Below are 24,066 nucleotides of genomic sequence, written 5' to 3'. Positions count from 1 at the left end.
TCGCGACAGCCGAGCCGAGGACGGCGACGCCGGCTTCCGGTCTCACGAGGCCGCGACCCGGCAGTAGAGCTCGAGCATGGCGGCAGCGTTGGCGTCCGACGTGTAGCGCTCGGCGAACCGGACCCGGCCGCTCGCCCCGAGCTGCTCGCGGCGGACCGGGTCGCCGAGCACGCTCACCAGGGCATCGGCCAGAGCTCCGGGGTCGTCAGGCGGGACGAGAACGGCTGCGTCCGCCCCGACGACCTCTCGGATCACCGGGATGTCGGACGCCACGATCGCGCGGCCCAGGGCCATCGCCTCGACGGGTGCCGCGCCGAACCCCTCGTACCTCGACGGGAAGGCGAAGACGTCAGCGGCGGCGACGAGCACGGGTGCGTCGGGTCGATAACCCACCAGGCTGACCCGCCCCGACACGTCGAGGGACTCGATCAGGCTGACCAAACCGGCGGTGGCGGGGCCCTCCTCGCCCGCGATGACGAGTCGCGCCTCGGGGTGCTGCTCCAACACCCGGACGAACGCGCGCACCAGGACGTCGTGGCCCTTCTGGTGCACCTGGCGACCCACGTTGACGATCAGCGGCGCGTCGAGGGGTACACCGAGCTCCGCTCGCGTGTCGGCCACCTCGATCGCCTCGGCCGCGGTGAAGCGGTCTCCGCTCCGGCCGCGCCACACCACGGTCACGCTCTCCGGCCGCAGACGCAGGTGGCGCACAGCGGAGTCCTTCGCCGCCGCGGAGATGGCGTGGAAGTGGTCGACGAACGCATGAGCGGTCACCGCGTCGACGACCTGCACGAGCCGGACCCGCCAGGGCCTGAGCGCGGGGTCCGACAGCCGTGACCGCTCGTAGGGGGTGTTGACCAGGCTGTTCACGAGGGGGATGCCGGTACCCCACGACGCGATCCGCCCCGCGAGGTCCGCGTCGATGAGCGCAGTGTGGACGAGGTCCGGCTGCAGCTCGCGGATGAGCTTCCGAAGGGAGCGCGCTCGGCGGAGCAGCGATGGCTCCGGGATGTGCCGGACGTCGACCCCGAGGGACGCGAGCTGCGGGGCTGCGCCGGCCGCCCGTTCGACGAAGAACGCAACCGTGACGCGGACGCCGCGTTCGACGAGGTGCGGAACGAGCTCGACGGTGGACCGCTCAGCGCCTCCGCCCACGCCGAGGCCCGTCAGGACCAGCAGCACGTGGAGGTCAGGCCCGCTGTCGATCGGCGGAGGCTCGATGAGGCCTTCGCCGTGGTCGCGGGTTGGTTCCGTCCTCGTGCTCCTCATGGCCGCGGCTCTTCCCTCATGCAGCCGACGACGGTCGTGCCGCGGCGCCGGCAGGCGACGCAGTTGTGGACTCCGGCGCAGGAGAGTCCGGAGAGGTCAGGCACGGAGACCACCGGCCTGGGCCGTCGCCACGATGCCGGCGTGGGCCGTTCGGGCCCGAGGGAACCGCGGAGCTCGGCCCGGAGGAGCCGATCGGGTCGGTGCGGCGCACCGGCACCCATCGCAGCCGGACGAGGACCGCCCCCGGGCGTTGCAGCCGAGCCGGCCGGTGCTCGACGGGCGGCAGCGACGACGGAGCTCGGGCTCGAGGCCCCGACCCGGTGGTGGATCCGCAGGGTGCATTCCCGGGTGGGCCGCACGGGTCGCGCACCCGGCACGTGCTCGAGGCGTCTCCGCACGCGGGCACGGTAGGACTGCCGCGGTGCCGACGGCACCCCTCACCGTGGGGGTGCAACGGGAGACCGGCCGATGGCTCGTCCCGTTGGGGGGAGGTGAGCCATGCCCATCAGGAACTGACAGCGCTGTGCAGGTGCTCCCTGGGGCCACGTCGCCCGCCGGCTGTGCGGGCTCTGACCTCGGGGAGGTGCCTCGTCGCCGAGCCGGGCGTCTCACCGCAAGAGACCGGACAGGCGCTGCGCGTCGCGGAAGAACTTGCTGTCCGTCGCGACCTGGTGATGGGTCCCGACGGCCGCGACGCGGCCCTGCTCGAGCACCACGATGCGGTCACAGAGGTTCAGGGTGCTCAGCCGGTGAGCGACGATCACGAGCGTGACCGACCCCCTGAGGTCCTCCAGGGTGCGCTGGACCAGTTCCTCCGACCGCATGTCCAGAGCGCTGGTCGGCTCGTCCAGGACGAGCAGCCCGGGGCGGGTCACGAGCGCCCTGGCCAGCCCCAACCGCTGCCGCTGCCCACCGGACAGGTCCTGCGCCCCGGGGCCGATGACCGTGTCGTAGCCGAGGTCCCAGCGGCTGACGTCCTCGTGCAGGTGGGACCGCCGGGCGGCCGCCTCGACGTCCTCGTCGGTCAGGCCCGGGCGGAAGAAGCGGATGTTCTCCCGGACGGTCCCGTGCACCAGGCGGTTGTCCTGGGGGACGTAGCTGCAGTGACGCGCCCAGTGCCCGGGGGCGTACTCGTCGACGTCGACGCCGTTGACGAGGTAGGCCCCCGAGTCCGCGCGGCGCAGCGCGAGCAGCACCTGCACCAGCGTCGACTTGCCCCCGCCGGAGGGCCCGACGACCCCGATCGCCTCGCCCCCGTGGACGGTCAGGTCGAGGTGGCGGAGGACCGGCAGGTGCGGGTCGTAGCCGTAGGAGAGATCGCGCAGTTCGACGCGCTCCACCCGGGTCAGGGCGCGGTCACCGCGCGGACGCCGTGCCGCCTCGTAGGTCTCCCGCAGGGCGGCCACCTGCTCCAGGTAGGGAGCGGTCTCGTGTGCCTGCTGGGTGACGCCGGCCAGCTGCTGCCCGAACGACAGGGCCCGTACGAGGATGATGACGATGGCGCCCAGGTCGGCCACGCTGTCGGGCGCCGTCTCGTGCACCACGAGCATGGCGCCGATGACGAGCGCCAGCGCCAGGCTCTTGTACGCCACGGGGGTCACGCCCTGCAGGAAGCGCGCCCTGGCCTGGGCCTTCTGCACCTCCTGGTTCGCCCGCGCGACCTGGTGGGCGACGGGCTCCTCCACCCCGAAGGCGTGGACGTCCCTGGCGATCGAGACGGCCTGGCTGATCTCACCGGCGAACTCGTGCGTGGCCCGCACCCCCTGACGGGCGATCGAGCGCGTGCGCGCCGACAGCGGCACGAGGACGCCACCGACGACGGTGACCCCGACGACCACCGTGGCGGCCACCAGCGGGCTGATCACGAAGGCCGCCACCATGAACGTCGCGAGGTTGAAGCCCGCCGAGATCGCCGTCATGAGCTGCGTCAGGCCGTGCGAGAGCCGCAGGACGTTGCCCGTGAGGGCCTGCTGGAGCTGGCCCTCGCCCTCCCGGGACTGCAACCACCAGTCCGCCCGGAGGAAGGCGTCGAACGCCGCGGTCGAGGCACGGAGGACCGACCTGGTCACCGTCCGTGCCGCCAGCGCGTTCGCGGCGACGTTGACGAGCATCAGCGCGCAGACCGCCACCGCCCCGACGGCGAGGGCGCCGCCGATGGAGAGCTCGGCGTTGCCGAGGGGGCCGGCTCCGAGAGGCAGGTGGTCCTCCCCGCCCGCCAGCGCGGTCGCCACGTTGACCACCACGTACAGGACGAAGGCCTCCAGCAGCCCCGACGCGATCGCGGCCGTACCGAGCACGACGAGCCACCGTCGTTGGCCCCTCAGGTACGGACCGAGCGAGATCCAGAGCCGGCCGAAGGGGAGCCGCCGGGTGAGGCGCCCGGACCGGCGCGGTGCCCTCATGCTGCGGACGCCGCCGGATCCGCCGCGCCGTCCGCGGGCGCATCCGTGCACTCCGGCCCGGGGAAGCCCGGGTTGATCCCGCCCTCGGCGGTCACCCCGCTCGGCCGCAACAACCGGTACGCGGTGCGCACCAGGACGCGTCCGTCCAGCCGCCAGCCGCGGTGCTCGATGTACCAGAGGTCGAGTTCGATCCGTTCCGGCCAGCTGATGCTGTTCCGGCCCACCACCTGGGCCCAGCCGGTGATCCCGGGCCGGACGGCGAGCCGCCCCCGCTGCCGTGCCGTGTAGTGGACGACCTGCTCGGGCAGCGTCGGGCGCGGCCCGATCAGCGCCATCTCACCGCGCAGCACGTTCCACAGCTGCGGCAGTTCGTCGAGGCTGGTCGTGCGCAGCGCCCGGCCGACCGGGGTGAGGCGCGCCGGGTCGGGCTCTCCGGGGTATCGCTCGGCGCGCATCGTCCGGAACTTGCAGATGGAGAACTCGACGCCGTCCTTGCCGGTGCGCTGCTGGCGGAACAGCACGGGCCGCCCCATCGAGCACCGCACCGCGAGCGCCGCGACCAGAGCCAGCGGGCCGGTCGCCGCCGCAGCCGCCGCAGCCAGCGAGACGTCGACGGCGCGGCGCAGGCCGTCGCCGCCGCGGTAGTGGCCGACCGTCACGGTCATGCGACCTCCCAGCCCAACCCGCGGCGGCGAGCCACCGCGGCGTAGGTACGCAGCGACGAGGCGGCCACCTCCACCTGGTCGAACGCAGCCCGGGCCCGTTCCCCGGCGGCGGCGGCCAGCCGCTTGCGCAGCAGCGGGTCATCGAACAGCCGCGCCAACGCGGCCGTCAGTGCGCCGGCGTCCCGGGGTGGTGTGAGCAGGAGGTGCTCCTCGTGCGTGCCCAGCTCCCGGCAGCCGCGGATGTCGCTGAGCACCATCGGCAGCTCGCAGGCGGCCGCCTCCATCGCCGACCGCGAGAAGCCCTCGCGGTACGAGGGGAGGACGAAGACGTCGAGTGCCGAGTACACCGCCGGCATGTCCGTCCGCGCGGGGATCCAGCGGACGGCGGGGTCGTCGACCGTGACGGCGTCCGGCTTGTCGGGGTCGTCCGGACCGATCCACAGGAAGCGCGCCCGGTCGCTCAGGGCCCGCGCGGCCGCGGTGTACTCGGCGAATCCCTTCTCGCGCACCCTCCTCCCGACCGCGCCGACGACGAGCTCGTCGGCGCCGATGCCGAGCTCCGTGCGCACGCGGGCACCCCCGGCGGGATCGGGCCGGAAGCGCTCGAGGTCGATCCCGTTGCCGACCACCCTCGAGCGCGCCGGCCGCACGAAGGGACGCAACCGGTCACGGTCGGCCGCGTTCTGGTAGAGCTCGGCGTGCGAGGCCTGCGCGGCCACGGCCTCGGCGGCCAGGACGAGCGACCGGCGTCGCCACGGGTCGCCGGGGCCGGCCCACAACCCGTGGCAGGTGTTCACCACGACAGGGACGCCGGCGAGCCGCCCGGCCAGCCGCCCGAGCACCCCCGTCTTCGGGTTGTGCGTGTGCAGGACGTCCAGGCGCAGCCGGCGCAGCACCGACACGAGTTCCCGTCCGGCCCGCAGGTCCTGGCGTGGCTGCCAGGCGCGCGTGAGGCCGGCGATCGGGACGTGGGCCACGCCCAGCTCCTGGACCCTGCCCACGAACGGGCCCGGTGCGCTCAGCCCGAACGTCTCCAGGCCTGCTGACACGTCCGCCTGCAGCTCGCGCGACAGCAGCAGCGCCAGGCTCATGTCGACCGTGGTCAGGTGCCCGACCCGCAGCCGGCGCCCGCCGCGTCCGCGCAGCACCGGGAGGTCAGGCACGCAGGCCGCCCTGCTTGGCCGCCGCCACGATCCCTGCGTAGGCGCGCTCCGGACCGAGCGAGCCACGGAGCTTGGCCCGGAAGAAGCCGATCGGATCGGTACGGCGTACCGGCACCCGCCGCAGGCGGGCGAGGTCCGCGCCGGGGAGGTTGCGGCCGAGCCGGCCGGTGCTGGCCGAGCGGTAACGGCGACGCAGCTCGTCCTCGACGCGCGGGACGGGGATCCCCCACGGATAGGTGAAGTGCCGGGGGCGTGCCCCCAGGGCCGCCTCGATGGCCACGTCGCACTGCTCGAGCTCCCCGAGGGTGAGCCGCTCGGGCCGCACGTGGGAGTGCGTGTGGGCGCCGACGGTGGCCAGTCCGGACGCGGCCATCTCCTCGATCTGGTGCCAGCTCAGTGCTGGGCCGGCGGCCCTGGCGGTCGACCCGTCCCAGTGCATGGTGCCGCCGACGAACGCCGTCGCGAGGTACACCGTGAACGGCAGCCCCGCCGACTCCAGCCGCGGCCAGGCGTGCTCGTGGACGTCCCGGAAGCCGTCGTCGAAGGTCAGCACGACCGACGGACTGGCGTCGCCGCGCTCCAGCCGGTCCAGGGCGTCGTCCAGACCGAGCACCTCGTGCCGGGCCAGCTCGTCGAGCTGCGCCTCGAAGTCAGGGATGGCCACGTCCCGCTCGTCCGTGGACCCACCGCCCACCCGGTGGTAGATGAGCACCGTGCACCCCCGGGCCGGTCGCCCGGACAGGCAGGCCAGCACGTCCTTGAGGGCTCTCCGCACGCGGGCACGGTAGCCGCGGCCCGGTTCGTCGGTGCACCCTTTCGTGCGCCGTCGAGCAATCCGCCGTCGGACGACTGACGAAATGCCACCACTCGCTCACCCGGAGTGGTCGAGCGTTTTCGCGCGGCTCAGGACCTTGGCGTCGGAGGGGCCCGTCGATACAGTGCGCCGCGGAGTGCAGGAATGCACGGAGAAATGGCCGGAATCCCGAGCTCCGGATCACTCGGGCCGACCGATTCCACGTTTGTGTCGGACTGTGCGATCGCCAGGTGCGCCTGGCCCTCATCGCTTCGCCGGACGGGGGGTGGGTGTGCCGGTCTACGAATACCTCGACCCTGCTTGGCGGGCGAAGGCCGCCGGGATCCGGCCACGGCTGGCTGTCGTCCGCTCGGGCGCGTTCTCCGGCACGGCGATCTCCCTCCTCGCCGAGTTCGCCGACTCGTGGACTCCCGGCGCTGTGATCGACGTGGACGTCCAGCGCCTGGCGAGGCGGGTCGGGCTCCATCCGCACCGTGCGCTCGCGCTTCTCGAGGCCCGGGCGCATCGATCCACGACGTGGGCGAAGACGGGGGCGTGGGTCGGGGGACTCCAGCGGATGTTCGCGCGGGACGGGCTCTACGACTGCGAGGCGATGGTCTACGTCCAGACGATCGTCGCGGCGCATCCGCCCTCCGACGTCCCCTACGTCGTGATCACCGATCGGGTCGGCCTGGAGGGCGCAGCGCAGGGGTGGGACGCCTCGGCCGCCACGCCTCGGTGGCTGGCCCGGGAACGCAGGCTCCTGCGGGGGGCGAGAGCCGTTTTCGTCCTCGGCCGCTCGACGCGTGACTGGCTGGTCCAGCGGTACGGGGTGGATCCCGACCGGATCGTCGTCACCGGGGCGGCCCCCAACATGGAGATCCCCGTCCGGGAAGGGCCCGTGCGGCGCTGCCGGGACCTCCTTTTCGTGGGGGTGGAGTGGGAGCGCAAGGGGGGACCGGAGCTGTTCGACGTGTTCCCGTCGGTGAGGGAGCGCCACCCCGAGCTGACGTTGACCGTGGTGGGGAGCTCTCCGGGGACGCCCGCTCCGGACGGTGTCACGGTCCTGGGGAGGCTGCCCCATCACGAGATGGGGCGGGTGTACGCGGCCGCGGACGCCCTGGTCCTCCCGACGCGCAACGAGGCCTTCGGCATCGCCTACGTGGAGGCGCTCACGGCGGGCCTTCCGTGCCTGGGCACCGACGTCGGCAACGTGCCCGAGATCATCGGGGAGGCGGGTGTCGTCGTCAGGGCCGACGACCGCGAGTCCCTCGCATCCGGACTCCTGCGGCTCGTCGAGGACTTCGACCACCTCGCCCGCGAGGCATGGCGGCGCTCCGCCGAGCTGCGATCGGCGCGTGTCTGGGCGACGATCGCCCGTCGTTCCACTGAGGTGCTCCACCCGGCACCGGCACGTCGAGCGGCCGACCGGGCGGGGTGAGCGCCGCATGGTCGCCGACCAGATGCGACCAGCCGGCCCTGGCTCCCCCGGGTCGTGCCGCCACGCAGGGCCGAGGCGGGCCGCGGTCCCACGGTGGGGTCCACCGCTCCGCGAGCACCGGTAGGGGTGCCGCATGAGAGTCGTGGCGGTCATCGTGACGTTCGAGGAGTTCGGGTTCACGGCCCGCCTCGGCCGTGGTGGCTGACAGATGCGGGTCCTGCTCGAGCAGGACGTCGACCGGGCACACCTCGGGGCCGGCACGTCCGGCCGGGGTGCGCCACCGTGGCGGGCGGTGGCGGACCTGCCGCATGGCGATCCGAGAGGTCAGCGGGCCGCATGCGGTTGCTCGGGCCGGCACGGGCTCAGGGGGCGGACGGGCAGGACGATCGACCCGCCGCCCTCGTCGGGCCCTGCTGCCGCGACCCACGGCACGACTGCCGCCGGTCCGCCCTGACCGTCCTCCGCCGGGCGGCCCGGGGGACCGCGGAGGCAGAGCCGGCGCGCGGGCGGGACGGCCGCAGGCGAGCGCGCCGCCGGCCTTCGCCGTCCCACAATTGGCCGGCACCCGAGTTCGGGAACTGATCTGTCTATCACGAACGAATAACGCCTTGCAGATGTCTCCTGACCCAGAGTGGTGGAGGAATGTTTCAACTCTCATGGAGGAATACGACCAACGGCCAATTGCGTTAACCATGGGTGGTGGCTAACCCGCAATTTCGTGACGGAAAGGCTTGGCCCGGACTGGCGTCGTCGCTACAGTCCCCCGGCGTCGCATAGATGTGATTCCACGAAAGTGCCCAAGCAGCGGGGTCGTCGAAAGCAGGGCGTCCCCAAGGGGGACTCATGGCCCTGCTCAGGAAGCGGCAGCCTGCCGATGATGCGTTCCCCGTGACGCTCGTCGGTCGACTGGCGAGCATCCGCCCCGCCGTGGTCCTGGTGCTGCAGGACGCGGTCCTCCTCTCCGCGGCGATGGCCCTCGCGCTGCTGTTCCGTTACGACGGGAAGGTCGTGGAGGGAGCATGGGAGGGGCTGCTGACCTTCCTCCCGATCGCCTGCACGATCTTCGTCACCGTCAACGCCGTCACGGGTGTCTACGGACAGCTGTGGCGCTACGCGGGCGTCGTCGAGGCCCGCCGCGTGCTTGGCGCGGGCTGCCTGTCGACCACCCTCGTGGTGCTGCTCGACCTGGTCCACCGGTTCGTGCCCCTGACCGTCGCCCTGGTGGCCGGGCTGATCGCCACCATGTTCGTCGGACTGGCCCGTTTCCAGACCCGCCTCATCTCCTTCCGCCGGCGGACCGACAGCCGCGAGCGGGGGTCCGGCCTCCACGTCGTCGTCGTGGGAGCCGGCCGCTCCGGTGCCGAGCTGGTCCGGCAGATGGAGCTGCACGAGCAGGGCGGACTGGTGCCCGTGGGCGTGATCGACGACGACCCGCGCACGTGGGGGCGGTCGCTGCACGGCGTCCGGGTGCTGGGCGGGATCGCCGACCTCCCCGCCGCCCTGACCGAGCTCGACGCCCACCAGATCGTGCTCGCCGATGCCGACGCATCCCCGATGGTCGTCGCGCGCATCGCCGGCATCGCGGACCGGGCCGGGGTCCCGCTGCGCGTCCTGCCCGCGGGCGACGACCTCGTCCGCTCCGGCCTGCGGCTGCAGGACGTGCGTGACCTCCAGATCGACGACCTGCTCGGCCGGGAGCCCGTCGGTGCCGACGCCGCGCAGATCGCGTCGCTGCTCCAGGGACGTCGCGTGCTGGTGACGGGGGCCGGGGGGTCGATCGGGGCCGAGATCAGCCGCCAGGTCGCCATGTGCGCCCCCGAGGTCCTGGTGCTGCTCGACCACGACGAGACGCACCTGCACGACGTGCTGGCCACCCTCCCGTACGCGGCGGTGCCCGAGCTGGTCGACATCCGCGACGCCGCGAGGCTGGGCCGGATCTTCGCGCGGCACCGGCCCGAGGTCGTCTTCCACGCGGCCGCGCACAAGCACGTCCCGATGCTGGAGGCGGCCCCCGGCGAGGCGGTGCTCACCAACGTGGTGGGCACGGCGAACGTCGTCGAGGCCGCCGACGAGGTGGGGGTCGCCAACCTGGTGCTCATCTCCACCGACAAGGCGGTCCACCCCAGCAGCGTCATGGGCGCCTCGAAGAGCGTGGCCGAGCAGGTCGTGCTGACCAGCAGCCGGGCGTCCGGTCGCGCCTGGTGCGGAGTGCGCTTCGGCAACGTCCTGGGCTCGCGCGGGAGCGTGATCCCCACCTTCGCCCGGCAGATCCAGGCCGGCGGCCCGGTCACCGTCACCGACCCGCGGATGACCCGCTACTTCATGACGATCCCGGAGGCCGTGCAACTCGTCCTCCAGGCAGCGGCGATGAGCCGGGGCGGGGAGCTCTTCATGCTGGAGATGGGTCAACCGGTGCGGATCCTCGATCTCGCGCACCGGATGATCCGGCTGTCGGGGCGCCGGCCGGGCACCGACGTGGAGATCCGGATCTCCGGCATGCGTCCCGGCGAGAAGCTGCACGAGGAGCTCCGGCTGCCCGAGGAGGGCGTCCGCGAGACCGAGCACCCGAGCATCCTCAGCGTCGAGCCGGTGCTGCCCAGCGCTCCCGAGCTGGCGGCGCGGATCGCGCGGCTCCGCCATCTCGCCGAGGTCGACGACGCAGACGCGCTGCGCGCGGCTCTCGTGGTCCCCGAGGGCACCGTCCCGTGCGATCCCGCCCTGCCGGGCGAGCCGACCGGTCATGGCTGGGCCGACGCGTCGGTCGTCCTGCGCGCGCCCGCGCCCGCGGGCCCGGCCACGGAGGCAGCGCGGCCATGAGGACGCAGCACCTGCAGCGCCGGATCGCGCGGCACGAGGCCGTGGTCGGCGTCGTCGGGCAGGGGTACGTCGGCCTGTCGCTCGCCTCGGCCGCGGCGGTGGAGGGGCTCACCGTGCACGCGGTCGACGTCGACGCGGACCGGATCGGGCACCTCGCCGCCGGCCGCAACGTCGTCCCCGGCGTGGACGACGGGACCTTCGTCGCCGCTGTCGACTCCGGGCACCTGTCGTTCGGCGTCGACCCCGGCGTCCTCGGTGCCTGCGACGTCGTGGTCATCTGCGTCCCGACGCCCGTGGTCGAGCACCGGCCGGACCTGCGCGCCGTCGAGGCCGCCGGGCGGGACGTGGCGTCCCATCTCCGGCGGGGCAGCCTGGTGGTGCTGGAGTCCACGACCTACCCCGGCACGACCGAGCAGGTCCTCCGCCCCCTCCTGGAGCACGGCGGGCTGCGTGCCGGCCGTGACTTCCTCCTGGCCTACTCCCCGGAGCGGATCGACCCCGGGAACCTGAAGTACGGCCTGCGCAACACCCCGCGGGTCGTCGGCGGCATCGACGAGGCCTCGACCCGCACGGCGGCCCTCTTCTACGCGCAGCTGGTGGACGACGTCGAGACGGTGGCCAGCTGCCGCGCCGCCGAGATGGCGAAGCTGCTCGAGAACACCTTCCGGATGGTCAACATCGCGCTGGTCAACGAGCTGGCGACGCTCTGCGCCGAGCAGCGGATCGACGTCTGGGAGGTCATCCGGGCTGCCGCGAGCAAGCCGTTCGGGTTCATGCCGTTCTACCCGGGGCCCGGCGTGGGCGGTCACTGCATCCCGCTGGACCCCACCTACCTGGCCTGGCAGTCACGCCGCGACACCGGGCGCCCGTTCCGCCTCGTGGAGACGGCGCAGGACATCAACGCCCACATGCCGACCTACGTCACCGAGCGGGTCGTCGGGGCGCTCAGCGACCACGGGAAGCCGGTGCGCGGCGCCCGGGTGCTCGCCCTGGGGGTCACGTACAAACCGGACGTGGGCGACCTCCGGGAGTCCGCGGCCGTGGAGGTGCTGGTCCGGCTGGCCGGCCGGGGCGCCCGCATCAGCTACCACGACCCCTTCGTCCCCGAGATCCGGCAGCACGGGCTGAGGCTGCGGCGGTCGGCGCTGTCCGCGGCGGCCCTGCGGTCGGCCGACGTCGTCCTCCTGCTGACCCCGCACTCCGCGTACGACATCGAGTGGGTCGCCGAGCAGGCAGGGCTCCTCTTCGATGCCCGGAACGCCACGGGCGGACGGCCGCGCGCGAAGGTCGTGACCCTGTGACCGCGCCGGTGTCCGAGGAGGTCCTGACCGCCGTCGTGGCGGTGGGGCTGCCGGGCTCGCTGTGCGAGCCCCCTCGGGACGAACTGTCCGAGCAGGAGGCGGCGGCGCTGGTGGCGATCGCGCGACGGCACCGGATCGCCGGGATGGTGCTGGCCTCGGTCAGGGCAGGGGGCCTGCGCCTGCCGCCGGCCGCGGTGCGAGCGCTCCTCGCGCTGCACGGTCCCGAGGTCGCGGGCTCCCGGCGGCTGGAGTCCGAGCTCGTCTGGGTGGCGGGGGTCCTGGACGGGGTCGGGATCGGGTCCCGCGTGCTCGGCGACGTGGCCCTGGTCCGCCTCGACTACCGGGACAGCGCGCTGCGGGCGGTCGCCGCGATCGAGCTGCTCGTGCGGCCCGCCGACATCAACCAGGCCATCCAGGTGCTCCGGGGCAGGGGGTGGCAGGCCCACCCCGACCGGCACGGCGGCGCGATGCTGGACAGTCCCGCCGGACTGCGGCTGGAGTGCCACACCACGGTGCACCCGATGCCGCCCGGGGTCACCGTGGACGGGCAGGCGCTGTGGGGCGACCGGCGCGAGCTGCGCATCGGCGACCGCAAGCTGGTGGCGCTGGGGGAGGAGCAGCGGCTCCTGCACGCCTGCTGCCGCGCCGCGGGCGACGATCCCGGGCCGGCCCGCCTGCTGCGGCAACGCGACGTCGCCGAGGCGGTCCTCTTCGGCGCCTGGGACCGCGCGCGGCTGATGAGACTGGCCGTCTCGTGGAATGCCGAGGAGGTCCTCGCGCACGCCGTTCGGACGGCGTGGCAGCGGCTGGCGATCGCGGACGTGACCGGCCTCTCGGTGTGGGCGGGCGCGGGCCACCAGTGGGCCGACGGACAGCCGCGCCGCGACGGCACTCCCGCGGGGGCCCGTGCCCGCTCGCCGGTCCCGCCGACGTGGCGGCGGAAGCTCCAGGCACGGCCCTCGTGACCCGCACCGGACGACGCTGGGAGGAGCCATGAGCACACCGATCGGCTTGGCGGTGATCGGGGCCGGCTACTGGGGACCCAACCTGGTCCGCAACGCCCAGGCCATCCCGCAGCTGCGGCTCGAGTACCTCTGCGACCTCGACGTCCGGCGCGCCCGCGAGGTCCTGGGCGGCTACAGCACCGTGCGCGTCAGCGACGACCTCGGCGCCGTCCTCGGCGATCCGCGCGTGGAGGCGATCGCGATCGCGACCCCCGCGGCGACGCACGTCGGCATCGCCATGGCCGCGCTGGGAGCGGGCAAGCACGTGCTGGTGGAGAAGCCGCTGGCGTCGACGCTCAGCGACGGTGCCAAGGTCGTCCGCGCCGCCGAGGACGCCGACCGGGTGCTCATGCTCGACCACACCTACTGCTACACGCCGGCGGTCACGCACCTGCGGCAGCTGGTGCGCAGCGGCGAGATCGGCGCCCTGCAGTACCTCGACTCGGTGCGGATCAACCTGGGCCTGGTCCAGTCCGACGTCGACGTCGTCTGGGACCTCGCCCCCCACGACCTCTCGATCCTGGACACGCTGCTGCCGGACGACGTCGTCCCCGTCAGCGTGTCGGCCCACGGATCGGACCCGCTGGAGTGCGGACAGGTCTGCGTCGCGCACCTGACCATCGAGCTGTCGAACGGGGCGATCGCGCACGTGCACGTGAACTGGCTCTCGCCGACGAAGGTCCGCACCACCATCGTCGGCGGCTCCCGCCGCACCGTGGTCTGGGACGACCTGAACCCCTCCCAGCGGCTGGCCGTCTACGACCGGGGCATCGAGCCCCGCGATCCGGCCGCCCTCGGCATCGAGGCCCGGAACCAGACCCGGGTCTCCTACCGGATCGGCGACATGGTCGCGCCCGCCCTCCCCGAGCGGGAGGCCCTGCGCTCGATGATGTCCGAGTTCGCCGCCGCCATCTCGGAGCGGCGGCCACCCCTGACCGACGGGGCGTCGGGCCTGCGCGTCCTCGCGCTCCTGGAGGCCGCCAGCACCAGCCTGCGCCGGCACGGGCTGTCCGTCCCGGTCGAGGCGGCCGCGGCGTGAGCGCGGCCGTGGAGATCGCCGGGAGCCGCGCGCTGGTCACCGGCGGCGCCGGCACCATCGGCTCGCACGTGGTGGACCACCTCGTGGCGGCCGGCGCCGCTGAGGTCGTCGTCCTGGACAACCTCGTCCGCGGACGGGTCTCGAACCTCGAGGCGGCTGTCCAGCGGGCCCCGGACGTCGTGCGCCTGGTGGAGGGGGACATCCGCGACCGCGCGCTGCTGGGGCAGCTGACCCGCGGCAGGGACCTGGTCTTCCACCTGGCGGCGCTGCGGATCACCCAGTGCGCCGAGCAGCCGCGGCTGGCGCTGGAGTCCCTCGTCGACGGCACCTTCGACGTCCTCGAGGCGGCGGTCGAGCACGACGTCGGCAAGGTGATCGCCTCGTCGTCGGCGTCGGTCTACGGCCTGGCCGAGCAGTTCCCCACCCCGGAGCGGCACCACCCGTACAACAACGACACCTTCTACGGCGCGGCCAAGGCCTTCAACGAGGGCATGCTGCGCAGCTTCCACGCGATGTACGGCCTGGACTACGTCGCGCTGCGCTACTTCAACGTCTACGGCCCGCGGATGGACGTCCACGGCCTGTACACCGAGGTCCTCATCCGCTGGATGGAGCGCATCGCCACCGGGCAGCCGCCGCTGATCCTCGGCGACGGACGGCAGACGATGGACTTCGTCCACGTCGCCGACATCGCCCGCGCCAACGTCCTGGCCGCCCGGGCCGACGTCACGGACGCGGTCTTCAACATCGCGTCCGGCGAGGAGACCAGCCTGCTGGAGCTGGCCCACCGGCTGCTGCACGCGATGGGGTCGGAGCTGACGCCGGTGCACGGGGAGGCCCGGCGGGTCAACGCGGTGACCCGGCGGCTGGCCGACGTGTCGGCGGCCCGGGAACGGCTGGGCTGGCAGGCCGGGATCGGCCTCGACGAGGGGCTGCGCGGCCTCGTCGAGTGGTGGCTGGGCGAGCGGGCGCCGGCGGCGCCGAGCGTCGCGTGAGCAGCGGCGCGGGCGGGGGAGGCGCGGTGTGACGACGCTCGGGGCGCCGCCCACCATCCCGGTGACCAAGCCGTGGCTCGGCAAGGAGGAGGCCGCGGCCGCGGCCGACGCCGTCGCCTCCGGCTGGGTCGCCCAGGGTCCGCGGGTCCGGGCCTTCGAGGAGGAGTTCGCCCGCCGGGTCGAGGCTCCCGAGGCCGTCGCCGTCTCGAACTGCACCACGGCGCTCCAGATGGCGCTCCACATGCTCGGGATCGGTGCCGGGGACGACGTGGTGGTGCCGTCGTTCTCCTTCATCGCGACGGCGAACGCCGCACGCGCGGGAGGAGCGGAGCCCGTGTTGGCCGACGTGGACCTCGTCACCGGCAACGTCACGGCCGCGACTGTGGAGGCGGTCCTCACCGAGCGGACCCGCGCGGTGATCGTCGTCCACCAGGCCGGCGTCCCGGCCGACACCCGGCCGCTGTACGCCCTGCTCGAACCGCTGGACATCCCGGTCGTCGAGGACGCCGCCTGCGCCATCGGCAGCACGCTGTACGGCCGGCCGGTCGGCGCGGACGTCGACCTCGCGGCCTTCTCCTTCCACCCGCGGAAGCTGGTGACGACAGGAGAGGGCGGCATGCTGGTGACCCGTCGCCCGGAGTGGGCGGCGCGCGCGCGGAGGCTCCGCGAGCACGGGATGAGCATCAGCGCGGCCGACCGGCACGCCGGCGGGATCGTGGCGCCCGAGCAGTACCTGGAGCCCGGCTTCAACTTCCGGATGACCGATGTCCAGGCGGCCATCGGGCGCGTGCAGCTGACCCGCCTGGACGCGATGGTGGCCCGGCGTCGCGAGTTCGCCGGGCGGTACCGGGCGCTGCTGGCCGACCTCCCCGGGCTCCGGATGGTCGCGGACCCGCCGTGGGGGACGACGAACTACCAGTCGTGCTGGGTGCTGCTGCCCGAGGACTCACGAGTGGGCCGCGACGCCCTGCTCGAGCGCCTCTCCGAGGCCGGGATCTCCGCCCGGCGCGGCATCATGGCCGCCCACCTGGAGCCCGCCTACCGCGACCGGCCACGGGTCAGCCTGCCGGCGACCGAGCGCCTCACCGCCGACAGCCTCGTCCTCCCGCTGTACCACCAGATGACGGACGCCGACCAGGACCGGGTCGTCGCGGTGCTGCACGAGGCCCTGCGGTGACGCTCCGTCCCGGTCGGCTGGTGCGGCTGATGCACCGGGCCGTCGACCGGTGCCGCCTCGACCTGACCGGCCGGCGTGTCCTGACCGAGGCGGCGACCGGCGCCTACGTGTCGACGGCGGTCCTGGCCGCCCTCGCAGGGGCTCAGGTCACGGCGCTGACCCGCGGGACGAAATACGGAACGGTCGACGAGGTGCGGGAGTGGACCGACCGGGTCGCCGCCGCCGCCGGGGTCACCGGCGCGATCGAGGTCGTCGAGGAGCTCTCCCCGGCGATCATCGGCCGCGCCGACGTCGTCACCAACAGCGGACACCTGCGTCCGCTGGACGCGGCCTTCGTCCAGCGGCTCAGCCCGCGGGCCGTCGTCCCGCTGATGATGGAGGCCTGGGAGATCGGTGCCGGCCGGGTCGACGTCGACCTGACCGCGCTGCGTCGTCGCGGGATCGCCTTCGCCGGCACCAACGAGCGGGAACCGGCCGTCGGGGTCTTCGCGTACCTGGGTGTCATGGCCGTGAAGCTGCTGGTGGACGGCGGGATCGCCGTCCACGGCAGCGACGTCCTCCTGCTCTGCGACAACCCCTTCGCGGAGCACGTAGCCGGAACGCTGCGCGCCTGCGGGGCGAACGTCACGGTGGCCCCGTCGACGAGGGCACTCCGGCGCTGCGAGCCGGTCGACGCGGTCCTGGTGGCTCTGACGCCGGCCGAGGTCCCGCGCGTGACGGCGGAGGACCTGGCGGCGGTCGCCGAGCGCATGCCCGACGCCGTCGTCGCGCAGTTCTTCGGCGACGTCGACCGGACCGCCGCGGAGGCACTCGACGTCAACTGCTGGCCGGACCGGCCGCCGCCACACGGCCACATGGGCGTCCTCCCGCACGAGATCGGGCCCGAGCCCGTCGTCCGCCTGCAGTCCGGCGGCCTCAAGGTCGCCCAGGTGCTGCTGACTCCGGAGGACGACCGGACCGACGCGGACCGGGGGTACCTCGATGTCCTGTGACCGGCGTGCCCGCGTCCTGCTGGTCGGCCAGGGGCCGACGGCCGCCGCGGCCCTGCGGTCCCTGCTGGCCGCCCACGAGGTGGTGGCGCTCGTCCGGGAGGCGCCCCCCACCGACGCCGCGGTCGCCGAGGCCGCCCGGGCCGGCGTCCCGGTGCACGCGGCGGCGTCGGTGGAGGGCGTGCGGGCGCTGGTGACCGACGAGCGACCGGACTGCGTCGTCGTGTCCTCGTTCGACCGGGTCCTGCCGCCGGACCTCCTGCGGTCCTGTCCGTTCGTCAACGTCCACTACTCGCCGCTGCCCCGGTACCGGGGCCGGGCGAACGTGAACTGGGCGGTCATCAACGGGGACGCCGAGGCGGCGATCACGATCCACGAGCTCGTGCCGGACCTCGATGCCGGCGGCGTCCTCCACCAGGAGGCGGTGCCGATCGCCCCGCGGACCACGGTCACGGACCTGTACGCCCGGCTCGACGACCTGCAGGAGCGCGCGCTCGGCCGGGCGGTGTCCCGCCTGCTCGGCGGACAGCGCGGCGCGCCGCAGGACGAGGCGGCGGCCACCTACGGCTGCGCCCGGGTGCCGGACGACGGCGAGCTGGACTGGTCCCGGCCGACCGAGGTGCTCGACCGCCTCGTCCGGGGCCTCACCGCTCCGGCGCCGGGCGCGTACACCTTCCTGGGCCTGCGGCGGCTGTGGGTGGACCGCGCCGAGCCGGTGCCCGACGCGCCGCGCTACGAGGGCCGCGTCCCCGGCCGCGTCGTCCGGAGATCCGTGTCGGAGGGCTGGGTCGACGTGCTCACCGGTGACGGCATGTTCCGCCTGCACCAGGTCCGGGTCGAGGAGGGGCAGGCCGTGCCGGCGGCCGAGGCGGTGCGGTCGGTCCGGGCGACGCTGGGCCTGCGGACCGCCGACCTCGTCCGGGAGATCGTCCAGCTCCGGGCCCAGCTGGCCGTCGCTGCGGCGGGGGCGGACGGACCGCCGGAGCCGGGCCCGGCGTCCCCGCCCGCTGCCCGGCTGCGGGCCACGCTCCCGGTTCCCCGGCCGCACGAGGGCTCCTGGTGACCGCCGTCGAGACGGCCCTGGCACGGGTTCCGCTCGTGGACCTCGGGATCCAGCGCGACCGCGTCGCCGACGAGGTGGCCGAGGGCTTCGCCCGCGTGCTGGCCACCACCGCGTTCGTGCACGGCCCGGACGTGGCGGCGTTCGAGGAGGAGTTCGCCGCGGCCAGCGGGCGCAGGCACTGCGTGGGGGTGGGCAACGGCACGGACGCGCTCGAGTTCGCGCTGCGCGCCGCCGGGGTGAGGCCGGGGGACGGTGTGGCCCTGCCCGCCAACACGTTCATCGCCTCGGCGGAGGCCGTGCTGCGGGCCGGTGGCCGCCCGGTGGTGGTCGACGTCGACGACGAGCACCTGCTGCTGGACCCGGCCGCCCTGGCGGAGGTGGCCGCGCGGTGCCGCGCCGTCCTGCCGGTGCACCTGTTCGGGCAGATGGCACCCATGGAGCGGATCGCGGCGGTCGCCGCGCGGCACGGCCTGCTGGTCGTCGAGGACGCCGCCCAGTCGCACGGCGCCACGCACCGGGGCGCTTCCATGGGCGGGTGGGGGCTGGCCGCAGGCACCAGCTTCTACCCGGGCAAGAACCTGGGTGCCTACGGGGACGCCGGCGCCGTCTGCACCGATGATCCCGAGGTGGCCCGGCGGGTACGGCAGCTGGCCAACCACGGCAGCGAGGTGAAGTACCAGCACCCGGTGCTCGGGTTCAACTCCCGGCTGGACACCCTCCAGGCGGTGGTGCTCCGGGCCAAGCTGCGCCGGCTCCCGGACTGGAACGCCGAGCGGGTCGGGGCGGCGGAGCGCTACGCCGCGCTGCTGCGCGACGTGCCGGGGGTCCGGCTGCCGGCGGTGGCGCCGGACAACGAGCACGTGTGGCACCTCTTCGTGGTGCGGGTCCCCGCCCGCGACGCCGTCCTGGCCGACCTCGGCGCCGCGGGGATCGGAGCCGGGATCCACTACCCGGTGCCGGTCCACCTCACCGGGGCGTTGGCGGACTGCGGACACCGCCCCGGGGACTTCCCCGTCGCGGAGCGGGCGGCGGGGGAGATCCTGTCGCTGCCGCTGTTCCCGGGCATCACCGCCGCCCAGCAGGAGCGGGTCGCCGAGGTCCTGGCCGCGGCGGTGGGCCGTCATGGGTGAGCCGGCCGGCGTGCAGGTCCACCCGCTGGGTCTCTGCGAGAGCGACACCGTGGGGCCCGGGACCCGCATCTGGGCCTGGGCACACGTCCTGCCCGGCGCGCGGGTCGGGGCCGGCTGCAACATCTGCGACCACGCCTTCGTCGAGGGCGGCGCCCGGCTCGGGGACCGGGTGACGGTGAAGAACGCCGTCCTCGTCTTCGACGGCGTGACCGTCGGGAACGACGTCTTCCTGGGGCCGAACGTGGTGTTCACCAACGACCTGCGGCCGCGGGCCCACGTGCGGAAGGGGCCCGCGGAGCTGCTGCCCACGGTGGTCGAGGAGGGGGTGACGCTCGGCGCGGGCACCGTGGTCGTGTGCGGTACCCGGATCGGCCGGCACGCGTTCGCCGCCGCCGGCTCGGTGGTCACCCGCGACGTCGCGCCGCACTCCTTCGTGGCCGGCAACCCCGCACGCCACCGCGGCTGGGTCTGTGAGTGCGGGGAGCGGCTGCCCGAGGACCTGCGGTGCGCCTGCGGGCGGGCGTACGAGCACGCCGGCACGGGCCTGACGCCGGTGCCGGCGGTCGCCCCGGCGGGGAGGGAGGCCTCGGCGGGATGACGACGCGCCGCCGCCCCCGGCCGCTCAGCCGTCCGGTCCCGATCGCCTCCCCACCAGCGAAGGGCGGTTCACGTGCGTGTCCTCGTCTACCCGCACGACATGGAGCTGGGCGGCAGCTCCATCAACGCGGTCGACCTCGCCGCCTCGGTCCGCGAGCACGGGCACGAGCCGGTCCTCGTCGCACGGCCGGGACCCTTGGCGGAACGGGTCGCCAGCTACGGTCTGCCGCTGGTCACCGTGCACGTCCCGGTTCGGCCGCGACCGTGGCCGGGAGCGATCCGGGCGATCCGTGAGGTGTCGTCGGCGTACCGGGTCGACCTCGTCCACACGTACGAGTTCTGGCCGAGCGTCGAGGGCTTCCTCGCCGTCGGCGGACTCGGCAGCACCCCGGTCCTCGGCACGATCATGACCATGGGGCTCGACCCCTACGTCCCCCGGTCCATCCCCCTCACCCTCGGCTACGGCGACCTGTACGACGAGGCCGCGGCCCGGCAGCGTTCCCCGGTGCACCTGGTGGAGCCCCCGGTGGACACCGCCGCGGACCACCCGGGGATCGACACCACCGAGCTCGTGCTCGAGCACCGGCTGGCGCCCGGCGTGCTGACCGTCGTCATCGTCTCGCGGGTCGCCCAGCACATGAAGCGGGAGGGCATCGAACGGACCGTCGACGCCGTCGAGCGGCTGGGCGCGGAGCTCCCGGTCCAGCTGCTCGTCGTCGGCGACGGCAGCGCGCTCCCGGAACTGCGGGCACGGGGTGCGGAGGTCGATCGGCGTCTCGGCCGGCGGGCGGTCGTCTTCACCGGTGCCCTGGCGGATCCCCGGCCGGCGTACCAGGTCGCCGACGTGGTGGTCGGGATGGGCAGCTCGGCGCTGCGGGCCATGGCCTTCGCCAAGCCGGTCGTCGTCGTGGGCGTCCAGGGCTTCTCGGCGACGGTCGAGCCGGCGGCGATGCCCACCTTCGAGCGGACCGGCTTCTACGGCGTCGGCACCGGCCGGGTGGCGCCCGCCGAGGACCCCCTGGCGGCGCAGCTCGGGGCCCTCCTCTCCGACGCGGACCGACGGCGGGAACTCGGCGAGTACGGCAGGCGCGTCGTCCTGGACCGGTTCAGCCTGCCGGCCACCGCCGCCAAGCTCGACCGCATCTACCGACGGGTGGTCGACGACCGCGTGGGGAGAGTGGCCAGCACGATGGACGCCGTGTCGACCGTGGGTCGCGTGCTCGGCTACAAGGCCCGGGACGGCGGGCTCGTGCGCCGGGTGCTCCCTCGGAGGACCTAGAAGAGCTCGACGTCCCCCAGGGTCAGGCGGAGGGCCTCGGTGGGCGGCGGGTCCCCGGCGATCGCCCGCACCGTCAGGCGGGGTCCCACGAGGGGGACGGGCACACCGGTGGCGCCGGTCCCGTCCGGAACGCTGAGGACGTGCGTGGCCTGCGCCGATCGGGCGACCTCGCGCATCAGCCGCATCCGGGCCGGGCGGGACGGGCCGTGGGAGTCGAGGACCACCGCTTCGACCGCGGCGCCCCGGCGACGGACGCGGAACACGCACACGCCCTCGCTCGCGTCCCGGCCCAGGGTCAGCACCCGGTAGCGCAGCTCCGGCAGCCCCGAGTACCGCCAGCGCAGGTAGGCCGACGACCGACGGGTGGCGATCCCCGCCCGCGGCCGACCCAGCAGGCGCACCACGTCGTCGTCCAGCGCCTCGACCGCCGGCCGCCCGGCCTCCGACGGCAGGGACTCGAGTGCGGCCGGCACGCGGCTGCGCGCCATCAGCAGCCAGTCGCTCGGTCCGGATGCCCAGGCCGAGACCGGCACGCGGCCCCGGGCCTCCCAGCCCATCGACAGGTACCCCGGTCGGGACTGGTCGTTGGGCGTGTTGAACACGAACCCGACGTCGTCGGCGGCCAGGTCGGTGAGCGCCTGGAGGGTCAGACGACGGAACAGGCCCCGGCCGCGGTACGCGCGGGCCGTGACCGTGTCGACGGCCCGGACGGCGCGGTGGCTGCCGCCGTCGGAGGACTCGAACTCCCAGCGCATCAGGATGCGCGCCGCGACGACCCGGCCCCGGTCCTCGGCCACCCACCTCGGTGACGGACCGAACGGGTTCCGCTCGTGCTTCCACTCCCACAGCCGTTCGGCGGTGCGGTCCTCGCCCCAGCCCATCTCGGCGGCGACGAGCCGGCGGATCCCCTCGTCGTCCTGCGGGAGCGCCGGCCGGAGCACCAGCCCGTCGTCGCCACCACTCACCCGAGGACCCCCTTCTGCTCGGCGAGCCACGACTGGAGCACCAGCACGCTCCACAGCCGGTAGGTCCGGTCGGCGCGACCGCTCAGGTGGTCGCGCCAGGCCTGCCGGACGGGTCCGGCGTCCAGCAGCCCGGAGGCGGTCAGCGCGCCCGGGGACAGCCGCTCCTCCGCCCAGGGACGCAGCGGCCCGCGCAGCCACCTGCCCAGCGGCGGGTCGAAGCCGGCCTTCGGCCGGTCGACCAGGGAACGCGGCAGGTGCCGCTCCAGCACCTGGCGCAGGACCCACTTGCCCCGGCCGTCGCGTACCAGGGCCTCCGTAGGGAGACGCCAGGACCACTCCACGAGGCGGTGGTCGAGGAGGGGGACCCGTGCCTCGAGGGCGACCGACATCGTCGCCCGGTCCACCTTGGTCAGCATGTCGGCCGGCAGGGTCACCTCCTGGTCCCGCTGCATCAACCCGCGGACGTCCGGCCGGGGAGGGCGGGGAGGCCGGGCGGCGGTGCCGAGCACGGGAGGCTCGGGCCAGACCGATGCCAGGCGCAGCCACGCCTCTCCCAGGTCCCGGCTCCCGAACACGTCCGCCGCCCGGTGGACCTTCTCCGCCAGCTGGGGCACGTCCCACCGGTCCCGCAGCCGCGCCACCCGCGCGGCGGTCGCCCACGTCCGCAGGGGGATCCGGGCAGCGGCCCGCGCGGCGGCGGTGCGGACGCCGGGCGGGAACCGGCGCCCCAGCCGCAGCACCCGCTCCGCGGCCGCGTACCGGTTGTAGCCCCCGAACAGCTCGTCGCCCCCGTCGCCGCTCAACGCGACGGTGACGAACTCCCGGGTCGCCCGGGACAGCGCCAGGACGGCGACGGCGGACGGGTCGGCGAACGGTTCGTCGTACACGCGGCCCACGTCCTGGACCGCGGCCAGGACGTCGTCGGAGCGCAGGGGGATCGTCGTGTGCTCCGTGCCGAGACGCCGGGCGACGAGGGCCGCCGCCTGCGACTCGTCGAGGTCCCCGTCGCCCTCCATCGCGACCGTGAAGGTCCGCAGCGACGGCGCCGCCCCCGCCGCGAGGGCGGTCACCAGCGCCGAGTCGACCCCGCCCGACAGGAAGGTGCCCAGCGGCACGTCCGACTCCAGGCGCAGGCGGACGGCGTCGCGCAGCAGCTCCTCCGTCCGGTCGACCAGGTCCGTGCCGGAGCCCCGGAACGGCTCGGACCGGCCCGCCGTGACCGCGGCGGAGATGCTCCAGTAGGTCTCGACCGTCGGCTCGGGATCCCCGTAGCCGAGCGTCAGCACCTCCCCGGCCCCGAGCTGGCGCACGTCCTTCCAGACGGATCTGCCCGGGGGGACGAAGGAGAACCGCAGCATCTCCGCGAGGACGTCCCGGTCGAGCTCGCGCGGCACGCTCGGCACCTCGGCGAGGACCCGGGACTCGGAGCCGAAGGCCAGCAGCCCCTCGCGATGGGTCCAGTAGAGCGGCTTCTCGCCGAGGCGGTCCCGGGCCAGGGTGAGGGTGCGCTCCCGGCGATCCCACACGGCCAGGGCGAACATGCCGTTGAGCCGGTCGAGCGTCCCCCTCGCGCCCCAGCGGACCCAGCCCTCGAGCAGTACCTCGGTGTCCGAGTGCCCCCGGAACGGGACCCCCGCGGCCGTCAGCTCCGCCCTCAGGAGGCGGTGGTTGTAGACCATGCCGTTGAAGGCGAGGACAAAACGCCGGTCCCGGGACATCATCGGCTGGTGCCCGGCGGGGGAGAGGTCCACGATCGCCAGCCGGCGGTGCCCGAGCCCGACCGCGACCTGCGGGTCGACGAAGACGCCCGCGTCGTCCGGGCCCCGGTGGTCGACCACAGCAGTCATGGCGCCGAGGTGGTGCCGCAGGCTCTCCCGAGTGCACAGCCCGGCGGAGTCGACCAGCCCCACGATCCCGCACATCCGGCGCCCCTCGTCGTCGCCACCCCCGCCGAGACCGTCGACGCCGCGCCGGGCG

Annotated in this window: 19 protein-coding genes; 12 read left to right on the top strand and 7 right to left on the bottom strand. The window is 74.4% G+C overall.

Annotated features, from left to right (window positions below):
- Positions 1 to 42: 42 nt before the first annotated feature.
- From ACI79F_RS02845 to ACI79F_RS02825, 5 genes are all read right to left on the bottom strand, one after another.
- The gene (locus ACI79F_RS02845; protein WP_456543398.1) at positions 43 to 1,182 is read right to left on the bottom strand and encodes a glycosyltransferase family 4 protein; all 1,140 of its coding nucleotides are present in this window, start codon (positions 1,180 to 1,182) and stop codon (positions 43 to 45) included.
- A gap of 695 nt (positions 1,183 to 1,877) precedes the next feature.
- The gene (locus tag ACI79F_RS02840; protein WP_456543399.1) at positions 1,878 to 3,566 is read right to left on the bottom strand and encodes an ABC transporter ATP-binding protein; all 1,689 of its coding nucleotides are present in this window, start codon (positions 3,564 to 3,566) and stop codon (positions 1,878 to 1,880) included.
- A 101-nt stretch (positions 3,567 to 3,667) separates the two neighbouring features.
- Complete coding sequence (locus ACI79F_RS02835; protein ID WP_456543400.1) at positions 3,668 to 4,336, bottom strand: sugar transferase; 669 nt, start codon at positions 4,334 to 4,336, stop codon at positions 3,668 to 3,670.
- Positions 4,333 to 5,499, bottom strand: a complete 1,167-nt coding sequence (locus ACI79F_RS02830; protein WP_456543401.1) for a glycosyltransferase — start codon at positions 5,497 to 5,499, stop codon at positions 4,333 to 4,335. The genes ACI79F_RS02835 and ACI79F_RS02830 overlap by 4 nt, the downstream gene beginning before the upstream one ends.
- Positions 5,492 to 6,274 (bottom strand): polysaccharide deacetylase family protein, encoded by a 783-nt coding sequence (locus ACI79F_RS02825; RefSeq protein ID WP_456543402.1) that lies wholly within the window; start codon positions 6,272 to 6,274, stop codon positions 5,492 to 5,494. Before ACI79F_RS02825 ends, ACI79F_RS02830 begins: the two co-directional genes overlap by 8 nt.
- A gap of 310 nt (positions 6,275 to 6,584) precedes the next feature.
- On the opposite strand from ACI79F_RS02825, the gene ACI79F_RS02820 reads away from it, so the two are divergent.
- The 12 genes from ACI79F_RS02820 (at position 6,585) to ACI79F_RS02765 (ending at position 21,124) form a co-directional block, all read left to right on the top strand.
- Positions 6,585 to 7,733, top strand: a complete 1,149-nt coding sequence (locus ACI79F_RS02820) for a glycosyltransferase family 4 protein (protein ID WP_456543403.1) — start codon at positions 6,585 to 6,587, stop codon at positions 7,731 to 7,733.
- An 888-nt stretch (positions 7,734 to 8,621) separates the two neighbouring features.
- Positions 8,622 to 10,550, top strand: coding sequence for a polysaccharide biosynthesis protein (locus tag ACI79F_RS02815; protein WP_456543404.1), 1,929 nt, complete (start codon positions 8,622 to 8,624; stop codon positions 10,548 to 10,550).
- Positions 10,547 to 11,851, top strand: a complete 1,305-nt coding sequence (locus ACI79F_RS02810; RefSeq protein WP_456543405.1) for a nucleotide sugar dehydrogenase — start codon at positions 10,547 to 10,549, stop codon at positions 11,849 to 11,851. The genes ACI79F_RS02815 and ACI79F_RS02810 overlap by 4 nt, the downstream gene beginning before the upstream one ends.
- A complete protein-coding gene (locus tag ACI79F_RS02805) occupies positions 11,848 to 12,816 on the top strand; it encodes a nucleotidyltransferase family protein (RefSeq protein WP_456543406.1) in 969 nt (322 codons plus the stop codon). The genes ACI79F_RS02810 and ACI79F_RS02805 overlap by 4 nt, the downstream gene beginning before the upstream one ends.
- A gap of 28 nt (positions 12,817 to 12,844) precedes the next feature.
- The gene (locus tag ACI79F_RS02800) at positions 12,845 to 13,894 is read left to right on the top strand and encodes a Gfo/Idh/MocA family protein (protein ID WP_456543407.1); all 1,050 of its coding nucleotides are present in this window, start codon (positions 12,845 to 12,847) and stop codon (positions 13,892 to 13,894) included.
- A complete protein-coding gene (locus ACI79F_RS02795; RefSeq protein WP_456543408.1) occupies positions 13,891 to 14,889 on the top strand; it encodes an NAD-dependent epimerase/dehydratase family protein in 999 nt (332 codons plus the stop codon). Before ACI79F_RS02800 ends, ACI79F_RS02795 begins: the two co-directional genes overlap by 4 nt.
- Positions 14,890 to 14,917: 28 nt before the next feature.
- Complete coding sequence (locus tag ACI79F_RS02790) at positions 14,918 to 16,066, top strand: DegT/DnrJ/EryC1/StrS family aminotransferase (protein WP_456543409.1); 1,149 nt, start codon at positions 14,918 to 14,920, stop codon at positions 16,064 to 16,066.
- Positions 16,063 to 17,058 (top strand): hypothetical protein, encoded by a 996-nt coding sequence (locus ACI79F_RS02785; protein WP_456543410.1) that lies wholly within the window; start codon positions 16,063 to 16,065, stop codon positions 17,056 to 17,058. The genes ACI79F_RS02790 and ACI79F_RS02785 overlap by 4 nt, the downstream gene beginning before the upstream one ends.
- Positions 17,048 to 18,118 carry a methionyl-tRNA formyltransferase gene (locus ACI79F_RS02780; protein WP_456543411.1) on the top strand — a complete coding sequence of 357 codons (1,071 nt, stop codon included), beginning with the start codon at positions 17,048 to 17,050 and terminating at the stop codon, positions 18,116 to 18,118. The genes ACI79F_RS02785 and ACI79F_RS02780 overlap by 11 nt, the downstream gene beginning before the upstream one ends.
- A complete protein-coding gene (locus ACI79F_RS02775; protein ID WP_456543412.1) occupies positions 18,115 to 19,248 on the top strand; it encodes a DegT/DnrJ/EryC1/StrS family aminotransferase in 1,134 nt (377 codons plus the stop codon). Before ACI79F_RS02780 ends, ACI79F_RS02775 begins: the two co-directional genes overlap by 4 nt.
- On the top strand, positions 19,241 to 19,846 hold the full coding sequence (locus tag ACI79F_RS02770) for an acyltransferase (RefSeq protein WP_456543413.1): 606 nt from the start codon (positions 19,241 to 19,243) through the stop codon (positions 19,844 to 19,846). Before ACI79F_RS02775 ends, ACI79F_RS02770 begins: the two co-directional genes overlap by 8 nt.
- Positions 19,847 to 19,918: 72 nt before the next feature.
- The gene (locus ACI79F_RS02765; protein ID WP_456543414.1) at positions 19,919 to 21,124 is read left to right on the top strand and encodes a glycosyltransferase family 4 protein; all 1,206 of its coding nucleotides are present in this window, start codon (positions 19,919 to 19,921) and stop codon (positions 21,122 to 21,124) included.
- Here the strand turns inward: ACI79F_RS02765 and ACI79F_RS02760 are convergent.
- On the bottom strand, positions 21,121 to 22,089 hold the full coding sequence (locus ACI79F_RS02760) for a GNAT family N-acetyltransferase (protein WP_456543415.1): 969 nt from the start codon (positions 22,087 to 22,089) through the stop codon (positions 21,121 to 21,123). The two genes, ACI79F_RS02765 and ACI79F_RS02760, sit on opposite strands and share 4 nt — an antisense overlap.
- Positions 22,086 to 24,011 (bottom strand): asparagine synthase (glutamine-hydrolyzing), encoded by a 1,926-nt coding sequence (gene asnB / locus ACI79F_RS02755; protein ID WP_456543416.1) that lies wholly within the window; start codon positions 24,009 to 24,011, stop codon positions 22,086 to 22,088. Before asnB ends, ACI79F_RS02760 begins: the two co-directional genes overlap by 4 nt.
- Positions 24,012 to 24,066: the final 55 nt, after the last annotated feature.

The sequence above is a fragment of the Blastococcus sp. SYSU D00868 genome (genome assembly GCF_054050575.1).
Note: the sequence above shows the minus strand (reverse complement) of the source record. Positions and strands in the feature narration are given on the sequence as shown.

Excerpts from the sequence above, each read along its gene's own strand:
- ACI79F_RS02810 (WP_456543405.1), top strand. The coding sequence starts at position 10,547 with ATGAGGACGCAGCACCTGCAGCGCCGGATCGCGCGGCACGAGGCCGTG.
- ACI79F_RS02835 (WP_456543400.1), bottom strand. The coding sequence starts at position 4,336 with ATGACCGTGACGGTCGGCCACTACCGCGGCGGCGACGGCCTGCGCCGC.
- ACI79F_RS02780 (WP_456543411.1), top strand. The coding sequence starts at position 17,048 with ATGTCCTGTGACCGGCGTGCCCGCGTCCTGCTGGTCGGCCAGGGGCCG.
- ACI79F_RS02800 (WP_456543407.1), top strand. The coding sequence starts at position 12,845 with ATGAGCACACCGATCGGCTTGGCGGTGATCGGGGCCGGCTACTGGGGA.
- ACI79F_RS02770 (WP_456543413.1), top strand. The coding sequence starts at position 19,241 with ATGGGTGAGCCGGCCGGCGTGCAGGTCCACCCGCTGGGTCTCTGCGAG.
- asnB (WP_456543416.1), bottom strand. The coding sequence starts at position 24,011 with ATGTGCGGGATCGTGGGGCTGGTCGACTCCGCCGGGCTGTGCACTCGG.